Raw genomic sequence first — 24,072 nt, 5'->3', positions numbered from 1 at the left:
CTTTAGAAATGTAACTCCTATGGTATTTATGGAAGCATTATATGAAGCTAAAACTTACTTGTTGGAACCTCTGCATGAGTTTGAACTAAGGATTCCACAAAATGTTTTTGGTAAAGCTATTTGGGACTTAGAAACTATGAGAGCAACCTTTGATAACTACATTATTGTTGAAGATGAATTTTTAATAAAAGGGTTAATACCAGTAGAAAATTCAAAAGAATACAAGCTAAAAATATCTTCCTATACAGAAGGTAAAGGTATGTTTTTAACAAAGTTTTTTGGATACAAGGAAATACCATTTGAATTTACTAAAACCCGCAAAAAGACAACTTATGATCCTTTAAACAAAAAAGAATATTTGCTTCACAAGTTAAATGCAATTAGAGATTAATTATTTTTCGATATATAAAGTATATTCAATAAATGGATAGAAAAAGTTAAAAATTTAAAATATGAACTTTAATACAGATAGGCTTTAAAATAAGTCTATCTTATTTTTTATAAAATATAAACCTTTATTTTACAATAACTCATTTATTTGGTACTATATTAGTGTATAAGGTGTAAAAAATATTAATTTTGCACATGTTGTGTTTTGAGGTGGAAAAGCTTATGGAGAATTTAGAGAGTATAATATCAATTAAAGATCTTAAAATGAACTTTGGAGATAAGCGTGTCTTAAATGGAATAAATTTAGAGATACAGAGAGGACAAATAATAGGATATATAGGAACTAATGGTGCTGGTAAAAGTACAACTATAAAAATAATGCTTGGTATAATAGAAGGCTATACAGGACAGGTAAAAATATTAGGACAAGATATAAGTAATGGAAGTGTAGAGTATAAGAAGAAAATTGGATATGTTCCAGAGCTTGCTGATATATATGAAAATTTAACTGCATTTGAATATATAAGCTTTTTAGGTGGAGTATATGGCATAGATCAAAATACCCTTATTAAAAAAGCAAAAAAGCTTATGAAGTTATTTACAATTGAAGGAGCTATGAACTCAAGAATATCTTCATATTCAAAAGGAATGAAGCAAAAGCTACTAATAATATGTAGTTTAATTCATAATCCAGATATATTATTTTTTGATGAGCCTTTAAGTGGACTAGATGCTAATAGTGTAATGATATTTAAAGAAGTTATGAGTAGTCTTGCAAAGGAAGGAAAAACTATATTTTATTCTTCACACATAATGGATGTTGTAGAGAAGGTAAGTGATAGAATTGTACTTATTGATAATGGAACAATAGCTGCAGATGGAAGTTTTGAGGAGCTTAAAAATAGTGAAAAGGAAAGCTCTTTAGAAGAAGTATTCAATCAATTAACAGGATTTAATGAACACGGACAGATTGCTAAAGAGTTTGTGTCTTTAGTTCAAGAGGTATAACTATGAAGGAATTTGCTATATTAAGACTATTAGATAAATTTAAAGGACTGTATAAAAAAGCCGGTGTTAATTATGATATTATGCGAATGATTTTGCAAATAAAATTAACTATGGATGGACGCAGGGTAAGTACTGTTTTGACAAATAATAATAAGTCTTCCGAAAATAAAGATAAGAATAATTATAAGCAACTACTTCTTTTTAACGGATTTTTAAGCATTTTTATGGGAATGTTAATGTTAGTTGATATGCCAGCTTTAAAAAATATAAATATTATTATAGGTGTAAATCTATTTATGATGGTATCACTTATGATATCAGATTTTTCAGCTGTTTTATTAGATGTAAAAGAAAAAAACATACTATTACCAAAGCCTGTAGATAGCAAAACCTTTAATGCGGCCAAGCTTACTCATATATGTATGTATCTACTTGGTATATCTTTGTCTCTTAATTTAATACCTTTAATTTTTGGAACAGTAAAATATGGAGTGATATTTTTACCAATATTTTTTATGGAAAATATACTAATAGCTTTATTAGTTGTAGTAATAACGGCATTTTTATATACTTTAGTCTTAAAGTTCTTTGATGGAGAAAAGCTAAAGGATATTATAAATTACTTTCAAATATTACTAGCATTTTTATTTGCTTTTGGGTATCAGTTATTTAATAGATTTTTTACTACTATAGATATTACAGCTATTTATGTACCTAAGCTTTGGCATAGTTTAGTTCCATCTATGTGGTTTGCAGCTCCTTTTGGAATATTAATAGATGGAAATAGAAATCCTTTTTTAATATTTTTATCTGTAATGGCAATATTAGCTCCAGTAATACTAATTACCCTTTATGTTAAGAAGGTAGTACCATATTTTGAAAAGAACCTTCAAAAACTAAATGATAATGGGGGAGCTATAAGAGGTGGAGATAAAATAAGAAAAGATTTTATAGCGGGAATAATTTGCAAAGATAAAGTTGAAAAAAGCATGTTTACATTTACTAAAAATATGATATCTACAGAAAGAAATTTTAAACTTAAGGTATATCCTTCTCTTTCAATGGCTGTATTTATGCCAGTTTTGTTTATTTTTACAGATAGAGATAAATCCTTTATTGAAACTATCCAAACAAGCTATGGTGGAAAAGTACATTTATTAATGTATTTAACCGTATTAATGCTATGCTTCTGCACTGCTTATATAAATAATAGTGATAATTATAAAGGTGCATTTATATATAAGGTATTACCAATAAAAGATCCAGGAGTAATATTAAAAGGAGCAATAAAAGGAACCTTATTTAAATTAGTTATACCAGTTTATTTATTTACGGCTATAGTGTTTTTAATATTAAAGGGACCATCAATAATCTTAGACTTAATTGTAATGTTTTTAGTCCTTTTAATATCATCATTAGTTTATTTTAAACTGTCAAATAAGATGATGCCTTTTAGTGTGAAATTTGCTTCAATTGATAGTGGTAAGCTTATAGGCCCAGGGGCGATTACATTTGTGCTTATTGGGATATTTGCTGCAATACACATAATAATTAGAAATAATATTACCTTTATAGGAGTATTTATAGCAATCCTTTTTGTAGTTAATGTAATTGTTTGGAAAATAAGCTTTAAAATAAGTTGGAAAGATATAGGGATATAATATTGACTCTCACATGGTGTTAGGCATTATTCTAAAGATGTCATTCGAATGGCAGTAATTTATAGGAGTTGATTTTATGTTCAAGATTGGAGATTTTTCTAAGTTGACCAGAGTATCCGTCCGTATGCTCAGATATTATGATGAAGTGGGACTTTTTAAGCCTGCTAAAATTGATGACTTCACAGGTTATAGATATTATTCGGCGAAACAGATTTCAGATATTAACCTAATAGTATCATTGAGAGATATGGGCTTTAACGTAGCTGATATAGCAGTATGTATGAAGGAAAAGTCTGAGGAAAAGCTAGAAGATATTTTAAAAGCCAAAGGTGAAGAGATTAAGAATAATATAAGAGCTGAGGAAATAAGACTTGAAAAAATCAACTCCGCCATTAAGGATATGAAAAAGGAGAGGGTTAATATGAGTTACAATGTTACATTAAAATCAATACCTAGTTACAAGGTTATTTCTTTGAGGGATACTATACCAGCGTATAATGCAGAAGGCATGCTTTGGGAAAGGTTAGATAAATACATTGTATCAAAAAACATTCCTTGCAACGACATTGCTTATGCTACTTATCACGATGAGGACTATAAAGAAGGTAAGGTCGATGTAGAGGTAGTAATGGGCGTTGACAAGCTTATGGAGAATGAAAATGAGTTTATATTCAAGGAAACTGAAGTAGTGGAGCAAGCTGTTAGCATATTAGTTCCAGGAGATTATTCTAATTTAGCGCCAGCATACAATTTTTTAGGAAATTGGATTGAGGAAAATGGATATAGTATAGCTGGAAATCCACGTCAAGTTGCTATAAAAGGACCTTGGAATGAAGGGAATACAGAGGATTATTTGAGTGAAATACAGATACCAGTAAAAAAATAACGGGCTTATAAAAATGGCTGTACATGATGACTTAGCTATCATTATGTGCAGCCATTTTATTTATTTAGGTTAGAAAAAATTTAGGAGCCTTTAATAATTTGTGGATATAAACTGTTTTTGACTAAAAAGCCTACGTTATGCCAATTACAGTGAACTGTATATTTTAATTTGTAAATATTGTTAAATGTAAATTCAATAAGATATAATTAAGATAAGAAAGGTGTGGTTTAATGGAAGTCAATAAGATTTTTAGAAGTTTCATAACTTGCTCCTGCAAAGACTACAATAAAACAAAACAGCAATGCTTTGTCAGGAGCCTAATTTAATGAATTGCATATAAATAAATGTTAAACAACTTAGGTTCTTGTAACACATTAACTGAGTTTTAGGGTAGTTTTTGCATCAAATCTATTGAAATAGAGGAGGGCAAGAATTTGAAATATATTAATGCAAATAATGTGTTACCAGAGGATATAATAAAAGCCATACAAGAATATGTTGATGGAGAATTTCTTTATATACCAAGAAAAGATGGTAAGCAGAAAGCTTGGGGAGAAAAAAGTGGTATAAAAGATATGTTAAAGGATAGAAATAATGAAATTTTTCAAAAGTATAATGAGGGTATGACTGTCAGAAAGTTATCATTAATGTATTACTTATCAGAGCAGAGTATAAGACGCATAATAAGTGAACAGAACAGATTATGTTTATAATTAATACATAACTGTTTATGAAATTGAAGGTTTATTTAAAGTCATGATATGATTTATTTAGAGAGTTTTATAAGTAAACTTTATCTGATTTTAAATAGACATTATAAATTGAATTTTAAATTATATATAATGTCCTATTTTAAATCAGCATGCTAGTTAAAGTGATAATTAGCATGCTATTTATTTTACGATTATATTATAAGATAGGGGATGAGGGGTATGGAAGTAAAGGTAGTTTTAGCAAGTAAAGAAAATGCAAATATCATAAAAAATATTTACCCATTATATTTGCATGATTTATCAGAGGTTTATGGAAATGTACCAAATGAATATGGAATTTATGAGGATGAGCCTATAAAAACATTGGCTGAACAATATGATGTTCAAAATGATTGGTTTCAGAAGCCAAATGAGCTTTTCCCATTTATTATAATGGTGGATGGAAAGCCGGCAGGGTTTGATTTAGTGTCAACTGGTAAATATGCACCTAAAGGAATGGATTATTATGTTTATGAGTTCTTTTTATTAAGACCATATAGGGGAAAAGATATTGCATCTATTGCAGCAAAGCAGGTATTCGATAAATTTAAAGGTAAATGGGGATTATATGTGGCGGCAAAAGCAATCGGGACAAACCAAAGGGCAGAGAAGTTTTGGAGAAAAACTATTAGTTATTATACAAATGATAGTTTTCAAGAAAAGTATGATGAAACTTTTGATGGATATAAGCTAATATTTACATTTAATAACCTTTGATTGTTAAGATATCCCTTTTGTATAAGTAATAATAAGAAGTCATTCATAAAAATATTTACATGTATTAATAAGAATTTCAAATACTGAACTATATAATAAATAAATGAGGTTTTTAGTCTTAACTATTAAAATTACTTGGTTAAGGCTATTTTTCCATATATAAGTATAGTATTATATTTATAAAGTTAAGGTTTCTTAAGAAATTTTTATAATTCTTGTAAACTCTATATTCTATACTGAATTTAAGATTTTGAAAAGGAAGTGTAGAAGATGAATAAAGGATTTAAAAATATATTAGCTGTAAGTACAATAATAATTTGTGGATCTCTATACATTTTAGGAAATAATGAGATAGCTATAAATAATACAAGATATAAAGGAATGGAGATTAGTTTAAATGATAAAACTAATGTAGTGGAAGAAGGTAATGGGCTTTTACTAGTAAATAGTAAGTTAGGTTTGGATACGAAGTATAAACCTAAAGATTTAGAGATACCTAATATACCATTTGCTAATGAATCACAAACTGAAGAAAGACAGGTAACTAAAATTGTTGTAAAACCCCTAGAGGATTTGATAAATAGCGCAAAAGCTGAGGAAATAATCTTACTTGGAAACTCAGCATATAGATCCTATGATTTGCAAAAACGTATTTATAAAGACAGTGTGAAAGCTTATGGAAAAAAGTATACGGAGGATTATGTAGCAAAAGCTGGCTTTAGTGAACATCAAACAGGGCTAGCTATTGATATTACAAATGAACATAGATATTTTGTAAAAGGAACAAATGAAGCGGATTGGCTTGAAAAAAACTGCTATAAATTTGGGTTTATTATCAGATATCCTGAAGGTAAAAATGATATAACAGGGATAGCTTATGAACCTTGGCATATTAGGTATGTTGGTGAACAAGTAGCTACATATATTCATAATAAAGGTATTACATTAGAAGAATATTTAGAGGAACAATAGATAATAGGAGGACTATACCATGAGCAAAAACATTCTTGTAGTAGATGATGAAAAAGATATAAGAGATTTGTTAGAGATAACATTAAAAAATGAAGGATATACTGTCTTTAAAGCAATCTGTGGAGAAGATGCTTTAGATATACTAGATAAAGAAGAAATCCACTTAATTGTTTTAGATATAATGATGCCAGGAATGGATGGGTTACAAGTTTGTAGATTAGTAAGAGAAAAACACAACATTCCAATTCTTATGCTTAGTGCAAAGGTTGAAGATATGGATAAGATACAGGGTATTATGACAGGTGCAGATGATTATGTATGTAAGCCTTTTAATAATTTAGAACTTACAGTTAGAATAAGAGCGCTACTTAGAAGAGCATATTTTCTAAATACTAAAATGGATATTTCCGATGACATAATAAGAATTGAGTCAATGAGTATAGATAAGAAGAAACACAACGTAACTATAGATAATAATGAATTAGATTTAACAGCAACAGAATTTGAAATTTTGTATCTATTAGCTACTAATAGAGGTAGAGTTTTTAGTGCTGAGGAAATTTTCCAAAGGGTCTGGAAGGAAAAGTATTTTCAATCAAATAATACTGTGATGGTACATATGAGTAGACTAAGAGATAAGATTGAAGAATATATGAAAGGTAATAAGATAATACATACTGTGTGGGGAGTTGGATACAAAATTGAAAAATAAGAGGTTATACGAATATTTGTTAGGACAATTAGTTGATGTCCTAAGTGCAATGATATTAACCTATATTACAGTAGAAATAGGTAAGTTAATATTAAATTATATTTTAAAAGGTATTTCTGGTATTGCTTATGAGGCTATCTTTAATATTCGATATCTTAGCTTTGGAGGATATACAAACACATTAGTAGGTTTATTTTTATTTTGTACTTTTTATTTACTTAAAACTTATAAAAAAAGCAAGAGTTTAGTGGCTATAATTAATGAAACAGAAATAATGGCTAATGGCAATTTAGATAGAGTAATACAGGTTGAATCTAATGGTGATATCAAAAATCTAGCTAAAAATATAAATAATATATCAAAGCAACTTAAAGAAATAACTTTAGAAGAACGAAAATCACAACAAACTAAGAGTGATTTAATAACTAATGTTTCCCATGACTTAAGAACTCCATTAACTTCAATCATGGGATATTTAGAACTTATTGATACTGATCAATATAAGGATGAGGTGGTTCTTAGATATTATGTTAATATAGCATATGAAAAATCTAAAGCTTTAAATCTACTTATAAATGATTTGTTTGAACTTACTAAAATGCAAAACAATACTATTAATCTACATAAGGTTAACATTAATTTAGTGGATTTATTAGGGCAGGTTGTTGCTTATTTTGAATATCAATTTAAGAGTGCAAATATGAAATCAAGAACTAATTTTTCAGATGATAAATTAATAGTAAATGCGGATGCAGGGAAATTGGTTAGGGCTATTGAAAATTTATTATCTAATGCCATTAAGTATGGAGAAGATGGATATTATGTTGATGTGGTGACAAAAAAAGAAGGGGATATGTCAGTGGTTCAGGTTATAAATTATGGGCAATCCATATCACCAATAGACTTACCATATATATTTGATAGATTCTATAGGATAGAAAAATCAAGAAACAGTAATATAGGTGGATCTGGATTAGGATTGGCTATAACAAAAAATATTATAGAGTTACATGGAGGAAATATATCTGCTTATAGTGATGAGGTGAGAACCATCTTCGAAGTGAAATTGCCTATTAATTGATATAGAGATATTAGTTTTTATGTGTGTGCCAGCATGGGCGTAATCTTAAGGGTGAAAGTCCTTAATGCGACCTAGTAGTGGTAAGCGTATAGCTTAAGACCGAGGAAATTGGGTTAAGAGTAGATTTTAAAATATTAGACCTCATATTGCCATGAACTTTAACAATGGATTTGATGATATTTATTTAATTGAACAAGATGTTGATATTAACGAACTATCATTGCAGTATGAAGAAGTTCAGAAAGTGAAGTGGGCTTCTAAAGAAGAGATATTTTCAATGATAGATAGTGGTGAATTTATACCATATTATCAGAGTTTGATACAACTATTTTTTGATGCTCGAAAAAAATATGGTGCCATCAATGAAAATGAGCATATCCTGTAACTTAGCACATTCCAATATTTTTTCTTAGGGCTATTAGATGAATTAAATAATAAATACTATACAATTAGACATATATTTAAAATAATGTTATAATCCGAAAGAATATTTAGGATTTAAATAATATATAAAATCATGTGGAAGGAAGTGTAGTATGAAAAAATTATTTAAATTATTGAGCCTATCAACATGTCTTTTAATAATGTTGGTGGTTTTTGCAGGTTGTAGTAAAGATTCTTCTAAAGAAATAAGCTTTTTCAATTATGGTGAAAATATAGATGAAGAAACTGTAAAAGAATTTGAGAAGGAATATGGTATAAAGGTTAATGTAGAAACCTTTGATGATATGGAAACTATGTATCAAAAAATTAGTCAGGGCGGTGTAAACTATGATGTAATATTAGTATCTGATGTTTTAATGCCTAGAATGATAAAAAATAAGTTTGTTCAAGAATTAAATAAAGATAATATACCTAATATATCTCAAATGGATGAAGACTATTTGAATCTAGAAATAGATCCAGGTAATAAATATTCAGTTCCTTATATGTTTGGAACAGTAGGACTTATTTATAATAAAGATGTAGTAAAAGAAGAAGTAGATAGCTTTGATATATTATGGAATGAAAAGTATAAAGATAAGATTTTTATGTTTGATACCTATAGAGACACTATAGGAGTAGCTTTAAAGAAACTTGGATATTCTTTAAATTCAACTGATCCAAAAGAAATTAAAGAAGCTAAAGAGCTACTATTAAATCAAAGGAAATTAGTTAATCCAATATATGGTGTTGATAATGGAACTGTAATGATTCCGGCAGGGGAGTCTGATATAAACATGATTTGGTCTGGAGAGGGGTTAAATCTTCAAGCTGAATACCCTAATTTAGTTTATGTAGTACCTAAGGAAGGGGCGAACTTCTGGATTGATAGCTTATGCATACCTTATAATGCTAAAAATGTTGATGGCGCTGAAAAATTCATAAACTTTGTAAGTGATAAGGAAAGTGCATTGAGAATAGCTGATGAAATAGGGTATACAACTCCTAATAAAGAAGCAAGACTTGAGCAACCAGAGGAAGTTAGAAATAATCCTAATGCATATATGACTAAAGAAATAATGGATAGATGTGAAATCTATGTGGATTTTCCTAGTGATGTGAAAAAGGTATATGATGATGCATGGATACGCATAAAATCAAGTAATTAGAAATCATCTATAGTATTATATAACAATAAAAAAGAGAGTAGATAAATTTGTGTTTATACAAACTTATTTATACTATAATAAAAATGCTTAGTGAGTCAACACTAAGCATTTTTACATTTTAGTTTTTAAATATTTCAGGATAGAAGTCTTTAGCTAATTTTTCTAAGCAATTGAAGGTTCTGTAGCCATATCCCATAAGTTCAGTGTATTCAACAGAAACGATATTTTTATTCTTTATAGCTTCAACACTTTGAAGTGTAGGTTCTGCTAATAGCCTATCTAAGGCATCAACATCTACAGAAGCATTTTTATTTGCTGTTACATAAACAATATGGTCAGGGTTAGAAGAAATTATATTTTCTAATGATATAGAACCACCTTTTTCAATAACGTTATCCGAATTTAACACATTTAACATTTCCTTTTGTAATGAAGCATTAGCGCCATAAGCAGTAAAGGATTCTCCATTATAATTAACTATTAGCATAACCTTTTTTCTTTCACTAGTGGTTGGAACTTTTGATTTAATGTTATCAAATGAATTCTGAAGTGAGTCAGCTAATTTATTAGCTTTATCTTGAACATCGAACATAGTACCTACGTTCCTAACATCTTGAATAATTGTGTCTAGAGAAATATGGGCATTCATTTTACTTGCCAATTGAGCGTAAGTATTAATACCAACTTCATTTAAACTTGGTATTGAACCATATCTATCATCTTTAAATGAAGCAGATCTTCCAATTACTAAATCTGCACCTGAGCCAACAACAACTTCTTTAGCAACATCACCTTTGTTAGCAATTGCAGGTATAGATTCGTAGTCTGCTTTTAAATTTTCTAACATAGGAGTATCTAAGTCACCTGTTCCAATTATAGAATCTTTTAATCCTAAAGTTAAAAGTAGTTCAGTTGAAGTTTGGTTATTAGTTATAACTTTTTTTGGAGCTTCATTAAAAGTCTGTTTGTACACATTTCCTTCAGAATCAAAAGCATCAAAGGTTATTGGATAAGTTGTTTTATTAGTTGATGTAGTTGTAGAAGTGCTAGTTTGCTCTTGCTTTGATGGTGAGTCTACATTTTCAGTTTTATTACTGCAGCCTACAAAGACTACAGCAGATAGAGCTAATGATGTAAGTAAAAGTAAAGATTTTTTATTCATGATAATTCCCCTCTCGATTTTCATATTAAAAGTTTTGATATTTATATTATTTTTTAATTTTTTATATAGTTAAGCATAAAATAATTATTTATAATTTTTTAATGTAATGACGGTGGTAAGTATTCAATAGAAAGTTTTTTGGTAGTTGGATTTATGTGAACAATAGATTCAACATCATATACTTCTTTAATTGTTTTTTCTGTTATAACTTCATTTGGAATCCCGTTATACACAATAACTCCATCTTTCAAAACATAAAGTTCATCACAAAATTGAGAAGCTAATGTTAAATCATGCAAAGCAGCTAAAACACATATATTTAAATTTTTAACTATTGACATAACTTCTAGTTGATACTTTATATCTAGATGATTAGTGGGCTCATCTAAAATTAATATTTTAGGGTTTTGAGTTATTGCTCTAGCCAATATAACCCTTTGCTTTTCACCTCCAGATAATAGGCTGAAGTTTTTTTGAGCAAAATCTATCATTCCAACTTGAGATAAAGCTTTAAGTGCCATATCATAATCAGTTTTATTATCTTGCTCTAATAAACCTTTATAAGGAGCCCTACCCATTAGAACTATATCTATAACTTTAAAATCAAAGTTAATATTATTAAATTGACTAACTACTCCAAGAGTTTTAGCAAGAGATTTTTTGTTGTAATTTTTTATATCCTTATCAGATATAAAAACATCTCCAAAGGTTGGCTTTATTACACCATAAACAGCTTTCAATAATGTTGATTTCCCACTGCCATTTGGACCTATTAAGCCTATGAACTTATTACTTGTAACTGCTAAATCAATTCCTTTTACAATTTCTTTTTTCGATAAATTGACCTTTAATTCTTTAATTTTCAAATCCATTAAAATCACCTACTTATCTCCATATCCGAAGCCCTTTCTCAATAAAATGTAAACAAAGAATGGTGCTCCAACTAAACCAGTAATAATACCAATGGATAATTCGGCATTAGGGATGATTATTCTAGCAAAAACATCAGCCCAAATTAAGAATATAGAACCTAAAAGTATTGAAGTTGGGATTAGTCTTTTATGATCAGACCCAACTATAGATCTTGAAATATGGGGGATTATTAATCCTACAAAGCCTATAATCCCGCAATTAGCTACTAAAATACCTGTTAGTAATGATGTGATTATCATATAAATTTTTCTGTATAAATTTAAATTAAGCCCTAAAGTCATTGATGCTTCATCACCCATTAACATTAAGTTTAAAGTTCTTCCTTGAGTTAAGAAAAATAAACAACATATAGTTACAGCTAAAATTACAAAACCTATATTTTGCCACTTAGCAGTTGCCAAAGAACCCATTGTCCAGAATTTTACCGTTTGCATACCTTCAGCATTACTAGCAATAGAAATTATAAAATTAGATAAAGATGTACATAATGCACTGACTACAGTTCCCGAAAGGACTAACTTGGAAGATGACATTTTATTTCCCATTGAGGATAATACCAATACCAAGATAGAGGCACTTAAAGCACCTAAAAATGCCCAAAATGATACACTGCTTATGGAAAAGAGACTAAATGAGCCCAATCCTAACATTATAGAGAAGGTTGCACCTAGTGATGCACCAGAAGAAATTCCTAAAATATATGGCTCAGCTAGAGGATTTTGAACAGTTGCCTGCATTATTGTTCCGCATACAGCAAGTCCAGCTCCAACAACAATTGCAAGTAAAACTCTAGGCATTCTAATTAACCAAATAACATTATAAGTAGATATATTACTTACTTCGGCAGCATCACCTAAGGATAATCCAAATAATTCATTTAAGATTATGCTATAGGATACAGAAGGTTTTATTCTAAGTGAACCAAAGGATACTGATAAAATTACAGAAATAAATAATAATATAATTAAGCCTAAGATAAATAAATTGAAGGATTTTTTTATCTTTTGGTTTTTCTCATAAGAAGCATTTAAAATATCTTTCACATTTAACATCCTTTCTTGAACTCCTACTAAAAATGAGGTAAACTTATTCTAGAGAATTAAATGATAATAATTATCAATTTCATTAACTATTATAATATAGAAAAAATCGTAATAGAATATACTAAAATAAAAACATGGACAATTATTTAAAGTTATATGTATTGAAAGGAGCCTATTTACTTGAAAAATGTTAATAAAGGTGATTTATTAAAAGAATTTAGAAAAAATACTTTTGAAGTTTTTAGAATAGAAAGATTTATCAAGAATTCTATGTCATCGAAAAATGGTTATACAACTAATCTCTCAGCATTCATTTTTACTATAAGAGGAAGAGCCCAAATAGAGTTTGATAATGAGGTCTATATTGCTGAAAGAGGAAAGGTAATTCATGGATGTAAAAATAAAAACATATCCTTTAAGGTTTTAGGAGATGAAGAATTTGAATATATGAATATCTATTATATGGCAGATAAATGTATTAAGCATGATTCTTATATGAATTCAACCTTCGAACTTGACGTAATAAATTATGACGAGATATTGAAATCCTTGTATGAGCTTAAAGAAATATCTTCAAAACAACAATTAACATCAAAAGTAAATCTTCAAATACAAACCTCATTATTTTTAAGAGAACTCTTTACTGATCATAACTACAAAAAGGGATTAAGTGAAAAAGATTTTACCATAGATGTAAGTGAATTTATTTCACAAAACTATATGGAAGAGATTACATTAGGCATGCTTTCAGAAAAATATGGAGAGAAATCTAATAGAATATCATACTTATTTAATAAGTATTTAAATATTCGTCCCATAGATTATTTAATCCAATGCAGAATGACTGTTGCATTCAAGTTATTAAATGAAGGTTTTGCAGTTAAGGAAGTTTCTAAAAAGATTGGCTATAATGATGAATTCTATTTTAGTAGGTTATTTAAAAAAAGTTTTGGAGTTACTCCAAGCAAGTTAAAGAAAGGGTAGAAGATATGCGAGGAAGAATTTTAACGAGGACAGTTTTTGATAGAGAGATTTTTATGTATTTACCATGGGAGTATGATATATCTGATAAAAGATATCCTGTAGTTTATGCTCATGATGGTGATAAATTTAGAAAGTTTTTAGGTGGAATAATTGATGAAATAGAAGATGAATTTGAAAATGAATCTTTAGAGGAACATATAATAATTGGAATTACACCTTTTGACAGATTAAATGAATATACCCCTTGGGCAGCAGAATCTAACCATGAAAGATTTCATCCATTTGAGGGCAGGGGGGATGAATACTTAGAATTTTTAATAAGCGATTTACAAACCTATATTGAAAAAGAGTTTAGAGTAAGCAGTAATAAGAATGATAGAAAAATTATGGGACATTCTCTTGGAGCTTTGATTTCTTTATATTCAGTTTTTAAAAATGATAATTATAGTAAGGTAGCAAGTATATGTGCATCTCAATGGTATGATGGATGGATTAAATTTATTCAGGAAGAAACTTTGGTAAATGATGATTTTAGACTTATTATTATTGCTGGAAGAAAGGAAGGACATAGCAAGACTACAATTCAGAAGGGCATGCCTAAGTTCTCTAGTATGTCCTATGAAATATTTAAGAAACATATAGGAGAAGAAAATGTAGAAATGGTTTGGGATGATTATGACCACCACGAAAATATATTAAATAGAAATAAAATTGCTTTGGAATTTTTAATGAGAAAAGATTAATTAGTTTGATAATTACAAGGAGAAGGAATTTTTGTATTTCATTGCAACTTGATAATGTTAGGATAAGAACTTTATACTAAAGTTATATTGACACAACATAGCTTTAGTAGTAAACTGAAAGATAAGTTAGTTGATGCTAACTTATCTTTTTATAGTTGAGTAAGCAATAGCTAACTTTCTTTCTTAAAGGTAGTTAGGCACTTAACTAATTTTATTTTAGCAGTAGGTAAGCCGTAGCTAACTATATAACTATTTAACTATGTAAATAGTTAACATCATAAATATGCAAAATTAAAACACGTAGGCATTTTAAAATTTCTTATTATAACATGTAAATATTTTAAAATCCTAGAAGTACATAGCTACATATACATAAGAGCTTATATAAATAATATAAATTTTAGGAGGTAAGGAAATGAGTATAGTAATAATTGGTGGTCATGATAGGATGGTTTGTGAATATAAAAAGATTTGCGATAAATATAATTGTAAGGCTAAGGTGTTTACACAAATGCCAGGTCGTTTTAAATCTCAAATAGGATGTCCAGATTTATTAGTAATGTTTACTAACACAGTATCTCATAAAATGGTTAATGCAGCTATGCAAGAGGCAGCAAGAAAGAATATCAGTATAGCAAAATCTCATAGTAGTAGCTCCAGCTCTTTAAAGAGTATATTAGAAACTCATTGTTTAAATTGTTCTGGGGATTGCGAGAACTGCACTAAACATAGTAATTAAATATAAAGTTAATTTAAGGAAACATTTTTGGGGTAGAATTTAATCTTTTAGCACTTTACCCCGATAACAAAAATCACCTAAAGTATTGTATTAATTTTCTGAATATGATACGTTTTTGTTATGGATATTTTTAGAAGGGTGGGGGATAAAATGAGGAACATATGTAATCTTAATGGAGTAAAAGAAGTATCTTTAATAAATACTCAGGGGAAAAATTATTTAACTTTCTTTAAGACAATGGGGGAAAAACTATATTCAATATGTAGTTTAGAAGAAAAGTTAAATGATGAGTATTTTCAAAAGAAAGACTTTGATGAACTTTTAAAAGAAAATCATGAAATTTATAGTGACTTAATAGGTGACAACTATAAAACAAGTTACGGCAACCCAGACTATGCAGTGAAAGAGCTAGGAAAAGAAATGGGCCAAATAGCTACATATTTATATAATAGGTTAAATGAATGTATATCTTTAGTATTTTCTCATAAGACTGAGAAGATAGAAAAGTTACTACAATTATTTACAGATGCCTATGCCTATGTAGTTAAAAATGGTGATAATGCTAATGGTTTAATGGAGCTTATAAGGGATTTTGAAGTTAGCATTTTAGACATGGAAGCTGAGGAAAGGGTTAATAATATAGCTTTAGATACTAAGGGTTATTATAGAACTATAGTAGATGAAGCAAATTCAGAAGATTTAAGATACTTATTTAAGTATGGAAAATATATAACTGATAATGAAATAAAAACAGCTAAATTTTTGTCTACATATGAAGATGTAAACAAGATTGCATATACCATGGTTAAAGGATATATGGATAGCTTTATAAGAGAAAAGAAAGATTACACTATTAAGTCTACAGTTAGACTAATATACTTTGTTGGTCAAGAGGCTATTGTTAAAGAGGTTATAAAGGAGTTTGGTAAATACAACTTAACCCCTGTCCTTGCAATGGTAGAATCTACTGAAGCAAATAAACAGTTTACTTATGATCATAGATTTGACAATGCGTTATTCTTCAGTAAAAACTATGCAGAAGTTAAAGAAGAAAGATTTACAGCTACCTTTGAAAGATTTAAAGAAGGCTTAGGAAAGTATTCAGGAATAGCAGTTATTGAAAGCTTTGGAGAGGTTCCTTTTGCACCTGAAAGTAAGAATACAGCATTAAAATTAAGTGAAGAACAAAGTAAGGTTTACCAAAATGCTACAGTAAGACTTAGAACTATTCAAGATAAATACATGCCATCTAAGGAAACAACCTTTACTATTATAGCTTTCCCTAGTCCAGAGATAGGAGAGAATTTTGAGGAAATCTTTGCTGATACTATGAAGATAAATACTCTAGATTCAGACAAGTGGGAAAGAATCCAAAATGATATTATTGGGGCTTTAGATAAGGGTGAGTTTATCCATGTTAAGGGCTGCAATGGAAATAGAACAGATATAAAGGTTAAAATGCAGGAAATTAAGAATCCAGAAAAGGAAACAAACTTTGAAAACTGTATTGCTACTGTAAATATACCAGTTGGAGAGGTATTTACATCTCCAATGTTAAAAGGAACAAATGGACTTCTACATCTAGAAGAAATCTTCCTAGATGGCCTCAAATATATCAATTTAGAACTTTTATTTAAGGATGGATATATAGCTGAATATAACTGTTCTAATTTTGATGAAGAATCTAAAAATAAAAAGTATGTAGAGGAAAATCTGTTGTTCCCAAATAAAACCTTACCTCTTGGTGAGTTTGCAATAGGTACAAACACCTTAGCATATGTTATAGCACAGAAGCATAATATAGTACCTATACTTCCTATCCTTATTGGAGAAAAGATGGGACCACACTTTGCAGTGGGTGATACTTGTTATTCATATAGTGAAGATGAAAGAGTATATAATGCCTTTGATGGAAAAGAAATAATTGCTAAGGATAATGAAAAATCTATTCTTAGAAAAACTGATATAGAAAGTGCATATACTCAATGTCATACAGATATAACTATACCTTACGATAGCTTAGAGTTTATAAATGCTATAACAAAGGATGGGGAAGTTATTGAAGTAATTAAAAATGGTAGATTTATTCTAAAGGGTACTGAGGAATTAAATGAACCTTTCAACTAAGTTTTTATAGAAATAGGAGGAAAATTATGATTAATAACATTGACATTAAAAATAAGATGGTAATAAAGTTAGATGATGAATTACCAGAAATGCCTAAGTTTCAAGAAGGAATTAGAAGAGCTCCTGACAGAGGTTATAGCTTAACACCTGCACAAACTGAATTAGCTCTTAAAAATGCTTTAAGATATGTTCCAGAACATCTTCACGAGAAATTAGCTCCAGAGTTTATGGAAGAGCTTTTGACAAGAGGAAGAATATATGGATATAGATTTAGACCAGAAGGAAAATTAAGTGGTAAGTCTATAGATGAATATAAAGGAAATTGCGCAGAGGGTAAGGCCTTCCAAGTAATGATAGATAACAACTTAGATTTTGATGTGGCATTATATCCTTATGAACTTGTTACTTACGGTGAAACAGGACAAGTGTGCCAAAACTGGATGCAATATAGACTTATTAAAAAATACCTAGAGAATATGACAGATGAACAAACTTTAGTAGTAGAGAGTGGTCATCCATTAGGATTATTTAGAAGTTCTAAAACTGCTCCAAGGGTAATAACTACTAATGGTTTAATGGTTGGTATGTTTGATAATCCAGAAGATTTCCATTTAGCAACTCAACTAGGAGTAGCTAACTATGGACAAATGACAGCTGGTGGTTGGATGTATATAGGACCTCAAGGTATAGTTCATGGTACCTTCAACACTATAGTAAATGCAGGAAGATTAAAGCTTGGAGTGGCTGATGATGGAGATTTAAGAGGTAAGATATTTGTAACCTCTGGTCTTGGCGGAATGAGTGGTGCTCAACCTAAAGCTATAGAAATAGCTAATGGAGTAGGAATTGTAGCAGAGGTTGACTATTCAAGAATTAAAACAAGACTTGATCAAGGCTGGGTTTCCATGGCATCAAGTGATTTAGAAGAAGTTATAAGAGTTGCTAAGGAAAAGGCTAAAAATGACGAGTCTATCTCTATAGCATATCATGGAAATATCGTAGATTTACTTGAATACATCTTAGAAAATGATATTCATATAGATTTATTATCAGACCAAACTTCTTGCCATGCTGCATATGATGGTGGGTATGCACCAGTGGGAATTTCTTTTGAGGAAAGAACTAGACTATTAAAAGAAGATAGAGAAAAATTTAAAGAGCTTGTAGATATGACCTTATTAAAACACTACGACATAATTAAAAAGTTAGTTGCTAAGGGAGTTTACTTCTTTGATTATGGTAACTCATTTATGAAAGCAATCTATGATGCTGGTGGAAAAGATATAGCTAAAAATGGTGTAGATGAAAAGGATGGATTCATTTATCCTTCTTATGTTGAAGATATTATGGGACCAATGCTATTTGACTATGGTTATGGACCATTTAGATGGGTATGCTTAAGTCATAAACATGAAGATTTAATAAAAACAGACCATGCTGCAATGGAATGTATTGATCCAAATAGAAGAGGACAAGATAGAGATAACTACATTTGGATTAGAGATGCTGAAAAGAACCAATTAGTTGTTGGTACAGAAGCTAGAATATTATATCAAGATGCACAAGGTCGTATGGATATTGCTCTTAAGTTTAATGAACTTGTAAGAAATGGTGAAGTTGGACCAATCATGCTTGGAAGAGATCACCATGATGTAAGTGGTACAGATTCTCCATTTAGAGAAACTTCTAATATAAAAGATGGAAGTAACATGATGGCTGAAATGGCAATCCAATGCTTTGCAGGAAATGCAGCAAGAGGAATGAGCTTAATTGCTCTTCACAATGGTGGAGGAGTTGGAACAAGTAAGTCAATCAATGGAGGATTTGGATTAGTTCTTGATGGTAGCGAAAGAGTTGATAATATTATAAAATCATCTATGGCATGGGATGTTATGGGTGGAGTTGCTAGAAGAGCTTGGGCAAGAAATCCACATTCTATTGAAACAAGTATGGAATATAATGAAAAGAATCAAGGAACAGATCATATAACTCTTCCATATATACCAAAGGATGAATTAGTAAAATCTGTTATTGAAAAAGCTTTAAATAAATAAATCATAATTTAAATAATTGAATAATTTAATTGGGTATATAGTATTAAAAGATTAAGACTATATACCTGATTTTTTATTTTTTTAGTTTGTATTTAGTTGTAAATAAAATAAATTTTTATATTTTTTTATAAAGTAGATAAAATATATTAATAAAAATATAAAAAAAATAAGTTCTAAGTTGAAGGTTGCTTCGTATATTTTTATGGGGATGATATTTTTAATATATGTAGTAAATTTAAATGAAATAAAAACAATGTATATACATTAGTAGATAATATTGAATAGAGTATTTGCAAGTAGTATAATAGTTAGGGTATTTGATGTGTAGATAAGGAGGGGTAGTGTTGAATTATAGAAAAAAAATTAGAAAAGTTAATAAAATAAAAATATTTGTCGTAGCAATAACACTAATTAGTACCCTTTTTATTTTAGTTGGATGTAAATCTAACAGTGAAGAAGAAAGAGATCCAATTATAAACAATTATACAAGTGCTGTGATAGAAAAAAACAACAATATATATATTTTTGATGAGCATGAGGAATATTTAGAAGGGGTAGGAGATTTGCATAGGCTTAAAGAACTTTCTGCTTTAAGTAATGACTGGAGTAATATAGCCTTTAAATATTTAGATGAGAAAGATAAAATAAATATATATAGTATGAAAGATGAAGAATATAAAGTATTACAAATAAATGATATAGGGGAAAATCAAATATCCAATATATCATGGATGAATAATAAATTAGTAGTTCATTTATATATAGATCCTATCACAACAAAATATCTAATTTATGATGCAGATACTTTAGAGCTTTTGAATTCCTGTGAAGGAATCTTAATAGATGTTCTTAATGAAGGCAATACTCTAGTTTATGGTAAAGCTAGTAATGGAGTTACTAATATATACTTTAATGATTCACAGATAATTAGTTTAGAAGATAGTGGAGAAGTTTTATTAAAGGGAAAAGTATCTCCTAAAAAGGATGAGATAGCTTTTATTACCTTTAGTTTTGATAAGAAAAAGTTAACTCAATGTGAATATTTATATAGAGGAAAAATTGAAAATGGTAAAATAAAGGATGTTTTTAAGACTGTTAAGCCCTATGAAATAAATGGAGACATGGTATATGAGGGTGATGAACTAGTTATATATAGCCAAGAAGGAAATTATTTAGTAGAAGATGAAGAGTTTATAGAAGAAGAAAATGAGGAAATGAAGAAAAAACTTAATGAAAATTCTATGAAACTTAAAAACATGCTTAAAAATACCTTTGAAAGCGAAAGTATAAATGAAAACTTATCATGGAATGAAATTGGAGTTTTTAATATTACCTGGTTTACTAGGTAATATTTTTTTTGTTGTATAGGAAAGTATAGATTTTTACATTTTATAGGTTTTACCGTTAGGAATGTAGCGAATGCCACTTTTTTTATGTCTAAATTGTGAACATGCATATCAATATACCTGTAATAGCATATGAAATTTCATAAAAGTTATTGTAATATTTAAAATATACAGATAAATTTTCGAGGTGGATTTTTTCTAGGTTTTATTAAGGGGAAACCTGTTGACACCTTGTGTAGGCTTCAATATAATTAACGTGGAAAGTGAAAAAAACAAATAAAAATGTAGAAATACTGGAGGAACTTCTAATGGATAAAAAAATGCTTTCACCTGATGAAATTACTAATTATGTAGAACAGGTTGGAGTAAAAAAGGCTAATAATAAATGTGTACAAACTTTATTTTTAGGTATTTTAGCAGGAGGATTTATAGCTTTAGGGGCATATGCATCATCAGTAGCATCACATGGAATTAGTGATCCCGGATTACAGAAATTTGTGGCAGGTATAGTATTTCCAGTTGGATTAATTTTAGTGTTAATATGTGGAGCAGAATTGTTCACAGGAAATTCATTATTAAGTGTAGCTTGGGCTGAAAAAAAGATAACCACAGGCCAAATGTTTAAAAATTGGGCACTTGTTTGGATAGGAAACTTTATTGGAGCTGCTTTTGTAGCAATACTAGTTTTTGAATCAGGTCTTTTAGCAACAGGAAATGTTGGAGGATATGCAGTTAAGGTAGCAGCAGCTAAGTCCAGTATGGGTTTTGTACCTGCAATTGCAAGTGGAATATTATGTAATGTCATAGTATGTGTATGTGTATGGGGTTCCTATGCAGCTAAAGATGTAACAGGAAAAATATTCATGGGTTTCTTTCCGATATTTGCTTTTGTTATAGCAGGTTTTGAACACTGCGTAGCTAATATGTATTACTTTTCTGTAGGATTACTTGCAAAGACGAATTCAGCTTTTGTTGAAGCATCCCATGTAGCTGTTGAAAAGTTAGACAATTTAACTATAGGAGGAATTTTTAATAATCTAATTCCTGTAACCATAGGAAATATTATTGGTGGTGCAGTTTGTATTGGATTAGTTTATTGGTTCATATATAGAAAATGTAATAAAAAGAATATTGAGATAAGAGAGAAGTTATCAGCGTAATATATATATATTAGTGGAAAATTGTGTTAAAAGTAAGTTTTAGCATGATTTTTTTTATAAAATTTTATGGAAAATTGTAAAAATATAAATTGATTTGTAAAAATCTATTTTATATTTGAAGCACATAATATAAAATAGATAGTATGAAGATAAATACTAAATTAATTAATGGGGAGGGTTATATGAAGAAGAAAGGAAGAGTTATCAGTTCAATTGTAGCTATAAGTATAATGGGGGCAATAGCCTTTAGTATTAATAATAGAGTAGAAGCAGATGCAGTAAAAATAAGATTAGGTGGGAGCACTAGATATGAAACTGCCGTAGAAACATCTAAACAGGGGTGGCCTAGTGGAAGTAAAACTATAGTACTAGTGTGTGGAGCAGATTACCCTGATGCACTAAGTGCGGCACCTTTAGCCAAAAAGTATAATGCTCCCATATTGCTAACAGAAAAGAATGCATTATCTACTGCAGTATCCAATGAGATAAGTAGAGTGAAGCCTTCTAAAGCTTACATAGTTGGTGGAGAATCTGTAATTTCTAAAAATGCTGAAGCTCAGCTTAAAAGTAAGGGAATTACTGTAGATAGGATATCTGGACTTAATAGATATGAAACAGCTGTTAATGTAGCTAAACAAGTTGGCACAACCAATGGAGTTGTACTGGCTTCTGGAAAAAGTTTTGCGGATTCTTTATCTGTAGCTCCAGTGGCGGCAAACTTAGGAATGCCAATATTATTAACAGATAAAGATAGTCTTAATAGTTCAAATAAAACTTTTATAGAAAATCATAATATACCTAAAACCTATGTTATAGGTGGTAGTTCAGTGATTTCAGATGCAAATATGAAAAATTATAAAAATCCTCAAAGAATTGCTGGACTTGATAGGTATGAAACTAATATCCAAGTTTTAAATACTTTTAGTGGAAATATTAATTTAAGCAAAATTTATTTAGCATCAGGAAGGAATTTTCCAGATGGACTAGTTGGAGCACCAATAGCTGCTTTAACCTCTTCTCCTATAATTCTTACGGAAGAAACAGGAGGGTATTATCCTAAGGTCTTAAATAGAATAAAAGGGATAAAATCTGATCAAGTATTAATTTTAGGAGGAAATACAGTAATCAGCGACAACATAGTTAATAAGGTATTAGAGTCAGTAAATTATGAGGAGAAATTTAAGGTTTTAAGTATTGAATAGCTCAAAAGTGGGTGAAATTAAAGTGAGACCTATAGAAGATATGCTTAAAGACCTACCCTTGGGGGTATCTGCTTTAACAGAACAAAAGGTTCATAATAAAAAGTTGACTTGTATAATAATTAAAGATGATTTTAAAGATTTTATATATTTGCCTAATTCTATGCAGTTTAATTTCAAAAGCGCCTATGTAAAAAGTAATAAAGTAATTTCAGGGCACTTGATTATAAGAATGAAAGATGATATAAAAGAAAAGTACTATCCTTTTCACTTTAATTATTATGATGAAAAAACATTAAGTTTAATTATAAATTTAAGTCATCAAAGAAAATTATACTTAATACTAGGTAATAAATATAACGAATATAAAATTGTTTGTTTCAGAAATAGTTTAAAAAGTTTTTTTAGAAGATATATAATTAATTGTATAAACTATGGTTATCGATGGAGTGATGAAGATTACAAGCAATCAATTTGTAATCTTGTATCTTCATTTCCTAGTATAGATGACTTATGGAAACGATTAGGTGGACAAATTACTATGAGTATACTGAAAAAAGTATAAGAAAAACGGGGAAATGTTAAGTAAAATTCAAAATCTACAAAAAACTTATATTAATTTAAAAATTTTTTTAAAAAAACCATTGCATTTCTAAAATATTAGATTTATAATGGGTACATGATAAATAATATATTGAATTGTTTAAAAATTTAATATTGAATCATAAGTAGAGGCGCTTATAAATTGGTAACTGATAAATGTTAAGGAGAATACCCTCTGATGTTACAGTGAATTGTTTATAGGCCGAAA

The 24,072-nt window shown here is 29.1% G+C and carries 22 protein-coding genes and 1 pseudogene; 20 read left to right on the top strand and 3 right to left on the bottom strand.

All coding sequences use genetic code 11. The features are described 5' to 3' along the window. The 11 genes and pseudogenes from IO99_RS05430 to IO99_RS05380 all read left to right on the top strand — a co-directional run. A pseudogene (locus IO99_RS05430) lies at positions 1 to 391 on the top strand (tetracycline resistance ribosomal protection protein); the annotation flags it as partial. Positions 392 to 612: 221 nt separating this feature from the next. Further along, entirely contained in the window at positions 613 to 1,398 is a 786-nt protein-coding gene (locus tag IO99_RS05425; RefSeq protein ID WP_035131163.1) for an ABC transporter ATP-binding protein, read from the top strand. Positions 1,399 to 1,400: 2 nt separating this feature from the next. Next, complete coding sequence (locus tag IO99_RS05420; protein ID WP_035131162.1) at positions 1,401 to 3,059, top strand: hypothetical protein; 1,659 nt, start codon at positions 1,401 to 1,403, stop codon at positions 3,057 to 3,059. A gap of 76 nt (positions 3,060 to 3,135) precedes the next feature. Continuing rightward, positions 3,136 to 3,945 carry a MerR family transcriptional regulator gene (locus IO99_RS05415; protein ID WP_035131161.1) on the top strand — a complete coding sequence of 270 codons (810 nt, stop codon included), beginning with the start codon at positions 3,136 to 3,138 and terminating at the stop codon, positions 3,943 to 3,945. A gap of 434 nt (positions 3,946 to 4,379) precedes the next feature. Then, positions 4,380 to 4,658, top strand: coding sequence for a CD3324 family protein (locus tag IO99_RS05410; protein WP_035131160.1), 279 nt, complete (start codon positions 4,380 to 4,382; stop codon positions 4,656 to 4,658). Positions 4,659 to 4,877: 219 nt separating this feature from the next. Continuing rightward, positions 4,878 to 5,414 carry a GNAT family N-acetyltransferase gene (locus IO99_RS05405; protein WP_035131158.1) on the top strand — a complete coding sequence of 179 codons (537 nt, stop codon included), beginning with the start codon at positions 4,878 to 4,880 and terminating at the stop codon, positions 5,412 to 5,414. Positions 5,415 to 5,684: 270 nt separating this feature from the next. Continuing rightward, the gene (locus IO99_RS05400) at positions 5,685 to 6,386 is read left to right on the top strand and encodes a M15 family metallopeptidase (RefSeq protein WP_035131155.1); all 702 of its coding nucleotides are present in this window, start codon (positions 5,685 to 5,687) and stop codon (positions 6,384 to 6,386) included. Between the two features lie 19 nt (positions 6,387 to 6,405). Next, complete coding sequence (locus IO99_RS05395) at positions 6,406 to 7,098, top strand: response regulator transcription factor (RefSeq protein WP_035131153.1); 693 nt, start codon at positions 6,406 to 6,408, stop codon at positions 7,096 to 7,098. Continuing rightward, the gene (locus tag IO99_RS05390; protein ID WP_035131151.1) at positions 7,088 to 8,179 is read left to right on the top strand and encodes a sensor histidine kinase; all 1,092 of its coding nucleotides are present in this window, start codon (positions 7,088 to 7,090) and stop codon (positions 8,177 to 8,179) included. Before IO99_RS05395 ends, IO99_RS05390 begins: the two co-directional genes overlap by 11 nt. Before the next feature lie 244 nt (positions 8,180 to 8,423). Then, positions 8,424 to 8,564 carry a hypothetical protein gene (locus tag IO99_RS18985; protein WP_156964294.1) on the top strand — a complete coding sequence of 47 codons (141 nt, stop codon included), beginning with the start codon at positions 8,424 to 8,426 and terminating at the stop codon, positions 8,562 to 8,564. A 151-nt stretch (positions 8,565 to 8,715) separates the two neighbouring features. After that, positions 8,716 to 9,771 carry an ABC transporter substrate-binding protein gene (locus IO99_RS05380; RefSeq protein WP_035131149.1) on the top strand — a complete coding sequence of 352 codons (1,056 nt, stop codon included), beginning with the start codon at positions 8,716 to 8,718 and terminating at the stop codon, positions 9,769 to 9,771. Between the two features lie 118 nt (positions 9,772 to 9,889). Here IO99_RS05380 and IO99_RS05375 read toward each other — a convergent pair whose 3' ends face one another. The 3 genes from IO99_RS05375 to IO99_RS05365 all read right to left on the bottom strand — a co-directional run bounded on the left by IO99_RS05375 (position 9,890) and on the right by IO99_RS05365 (position 12,909). Then, a complete protein-coding gene (locus IO99_RS05375) occupies positions 9,890 to 10,933 on the bottom strand; it encodes an ABC transporter substrate-binding protein (protein WP_035131147.1) in 1,044 nt (347 codons plus the stop codon). 98 nt (positions 10,934 to 11,031) lie between these two features. Beyond that, positions 11,032 to 11,805: an ABC transporter ATP-binding protein gene (locus IO99_RS05370; RefSeq protein ID WP_035131166.1), complete on the bottom strand. Its 774-nt coding sequence runs from the start codon at positions 11,803 to 11,805 to the stop codon at positions 11,032 to 11,034. Positions 11,806 to 11,814: 9 nt separating this feature from the next. Then, complete coding sequence (locus IO99_RS05365; RefSeq protein ID WP_084178082.1) at positions 11,815 to 12,909, bottom strand: FecCD family ABC transporter permease; 1,095 nt, start codon at positions 12,907 to 12,909, stop codon at positions 11,815 to 11,817. Between the two features lie 180 nt (positions 12,910 to 13,089). Here IO99_RS05365 and IO99_RS05360 point away from each other — a divergent pair, with 180 nt between their 5' ends. From IO99_RS05360 to IO99_RS05320, 9 genes are all read left to right on the top strand, one after another. Beyond that, positions 13,090 to 13,893, top strand: coding sequence for a helix-turn-helix domain-containing protein (locus IO99_RS05360; protein ID WP_035131145.1), 804 nt, complete (start codon positions 13,090 to 13,092; stop codon positions 13,891 to 13,893). A 5-nt stretch (positions 13,894 to 13,898) separates the two neighbouring features. Next, positions 13,899 to 14,636, top strand: a complete 738-nt coding sequence (locus tag IO99_RS05355) for an alpha/beta hydrolase (RefSeq protein WP_035131144.1) — start codon at positions 13,899 to 13,901, stop codon at positions 14,634 to 14,636. A gap of 415 nt (positions 14,637 to 15,051) precedes the next feature. Next, positions 15,052 to 15,375, top strand: a complete 324-nt coding sequence (locus IO99_RS05350) for a DUF2325 domain-containing protein (protein ID WP_035131143.1) — start codon at positions 15,052 to 15,054, stop codon at positions 15,373 to 15,375. Between the two features lie 150 nt (positions 15,376 to 15,525). Next, on the top strand, positions 15,526 to 17,502 hold the full coding sequence (locus IO99_RS05345; protein WP_035131142.1) for an aminopeptidase: 1,977 nt from the start codon (positions 15,526 to 15,528) through the stop codon (positions 17,500 to 17,502). A 26-nt stretch (positions 17,503 to 17,528) separates the two neighbouring features. Then, positions 17,529 to 19,556 (top strand): urocanate hydratase, encoded by a 2,028-nt coding sequence (locus IO99_RS05340; RefSeq protein ID WP_035131141.1) that lies wholly within the window; start codon positions 17,529 to 17,531, stop codon positions 19,554 to 19,556. A gap of 344 nt (positions 19,557 to 19,900) precedes the next feature. Continuing rightward, complete coding sequence (locus IO99_RS05335) at positions 19,901 to 20,905, top strand: hypothetical protein (RefSeq protein ID WP_035131140.1); 1,005 nt, start codon at positions 19,901 to 19,903, stop codon at positions 20,903 to 20,905. A 305-nt stretch (positions 20,906 to 21,210) separates the two neighbouring features. Beyond that, on the top strand, positions 21,211 to 22,062 hold the full coding sequence (locus IO99_RS05330) for a formate/nitrite transporter family protein (protein ID WP_035131139.1): 852 nt from the start codon (positions 21,211 to 21,213) through the stop codon (positions 22,060 to 22,062). Positions 22,063 to 22,244: 182 nt separating this feature from the next. Beyond that, on the top strand, positions 22,245 to 23,264 hold the full coding sequence (locus IO99_RS05325; protein WP_051823943.1) for a cell wall-binding repeat-containing protein: 1,020 nt from the start codon (positions 22,245 to 22,247) through the stop codon (positions 23,262 to 23,264). A gap of 22 nt (positions 23,265 to 23,286) precedes the next feature. Next, entirely contained in the window at positions 23,287 to 23,826 is a 540-nt protein-coding gene (locus IO99_RS05320; RefSeq protein ID WP_156964293.1) for a hypothetical protein, read from the top strand. Positions 23,827 to 24,072 lie beyond the last annotated feature (246 nt).

This window comes from Clostridium sulfidigenes (assembly GCF_000732635.1).
Lineage (GTDB): Bacteria > Bacillota > Clostridia > Clostridiales > Clostridiaceae > Clostridium_J > Clostridium_J sulfidigenes.
This window is presented reverse-complemented; position numbering and strand designations above follow the sequence as displayed.

What these genes read in the sequence shown, in the direction of transcription:
- IO99_RS05345 (WP_035131142.1), top strand. Translation starts at nt 15,526, where the DNA reads ATGAGGAACATATGTAATCTTAATGGAGTAAAAGAAGTATCTTTAATA.
- IO99_RS05400 (WP_035131155.1), top strand. Translation starts at nt 5,685, where the DNA reads ATGAATAAAGGATTTAAAAATATATTAGCTGTAAGTACAATAATAATT.
- IO99_RS05340 (WP_035131141.1), top strand. Translation starts at nt 17,529, where the DNA reads ATGATTAATAACATTGACATTAAAAATAAGATGGTAATAAAGTTAGAT.
- IO99_RS05330 (WP_035131139.1), top strand. Translation starts at nt 21,211, where the DNA reads ATGGATAAAAAAATGCTTTCACCTGATGAAATTACTAATTATGTAGAA.
- IO99_RS05325 (WP_051823943.1), top strand. Translation starts at nt 22,245, where the DNA reads ATGAAGAAGAAAGGAAGAGTTATCAGTTCAATTGTAGCTATAAGTATA.
- IO99_RS05415 (WP_035131161.1), top strand. Translation starts at nt 3,136, where the DNA reads ATGTTCAAGATTGGAGATTTTTCTAAGTTGACCAGAGTATCCGTCCGT.
- IO99_RS05420 (WP_035131162.1), top strand. Translation starts at nt 1,401, where the DNA reads ATGAAGGAATTTGCTATATTAAGACTATTAGATAAATTTAAAGGACTG.
- IO99_RS05375 (WP_035131147.1), bottom strand. Translation starts at nt 10,933, where the DNA reads ATGAATAAAAAATCTTTACTTTTACTTACATCATTAGCTCTATCTGCT.
- IO99_RS05405 (WP_035131158.1), top strand. Translation starts at nt 4,878, where the DNA reads ATGGAAGTAAAGGTAGTTTTAGCAAGTAAAGAAAATGCAAATATCATA.
- IO99_RS05395 (WP_035131153.1), top strand. Translation starts at nt 6,406, where the DNA reads ATGAGCAAAAACATTCTTGTAGTAGATGATGAAAAAGATATAAGAGAT.
- IO99_RS05425 (WP_035131163.1), top strand. Translation starts at nt 613, where the DNA reads ATGGAGAATTTAGAGAGTATAATATCAATTAAAGATCTTAAAATGAAC.
- IO99_RS05350 (WP_035131143.1), top strand. Translation starts at nt 15,052, where the DNA reads ATGAGTATAGTAATAATTGGTGGTCATGATAGGATGGTTTGTGAATAT.
- IO99_RS05380 (WP_035131149.1), top strand. Translation starts at nt 8,716, where the DNA reads ATGAAAAAATTATTTAAATTATTGAGCCTATCAACATGTCTTTTAATA.
- IO99_RS05355 (WP_035131144.1), top strand. Translation starts at nt 13,899, where the DNA reads ATGCGAGGAAGAATTTTAACGAGGACAGTTTTTGATAGAGAGATTTTT.
- IO99_RS05370 (WP_035131166.1), bottom strand. Translation starts at nt 11,805, where the DNA reads ATGGATTTGAAAATTAAAGAATTAAAGGTCAATTTATCGAAAAAAGAA.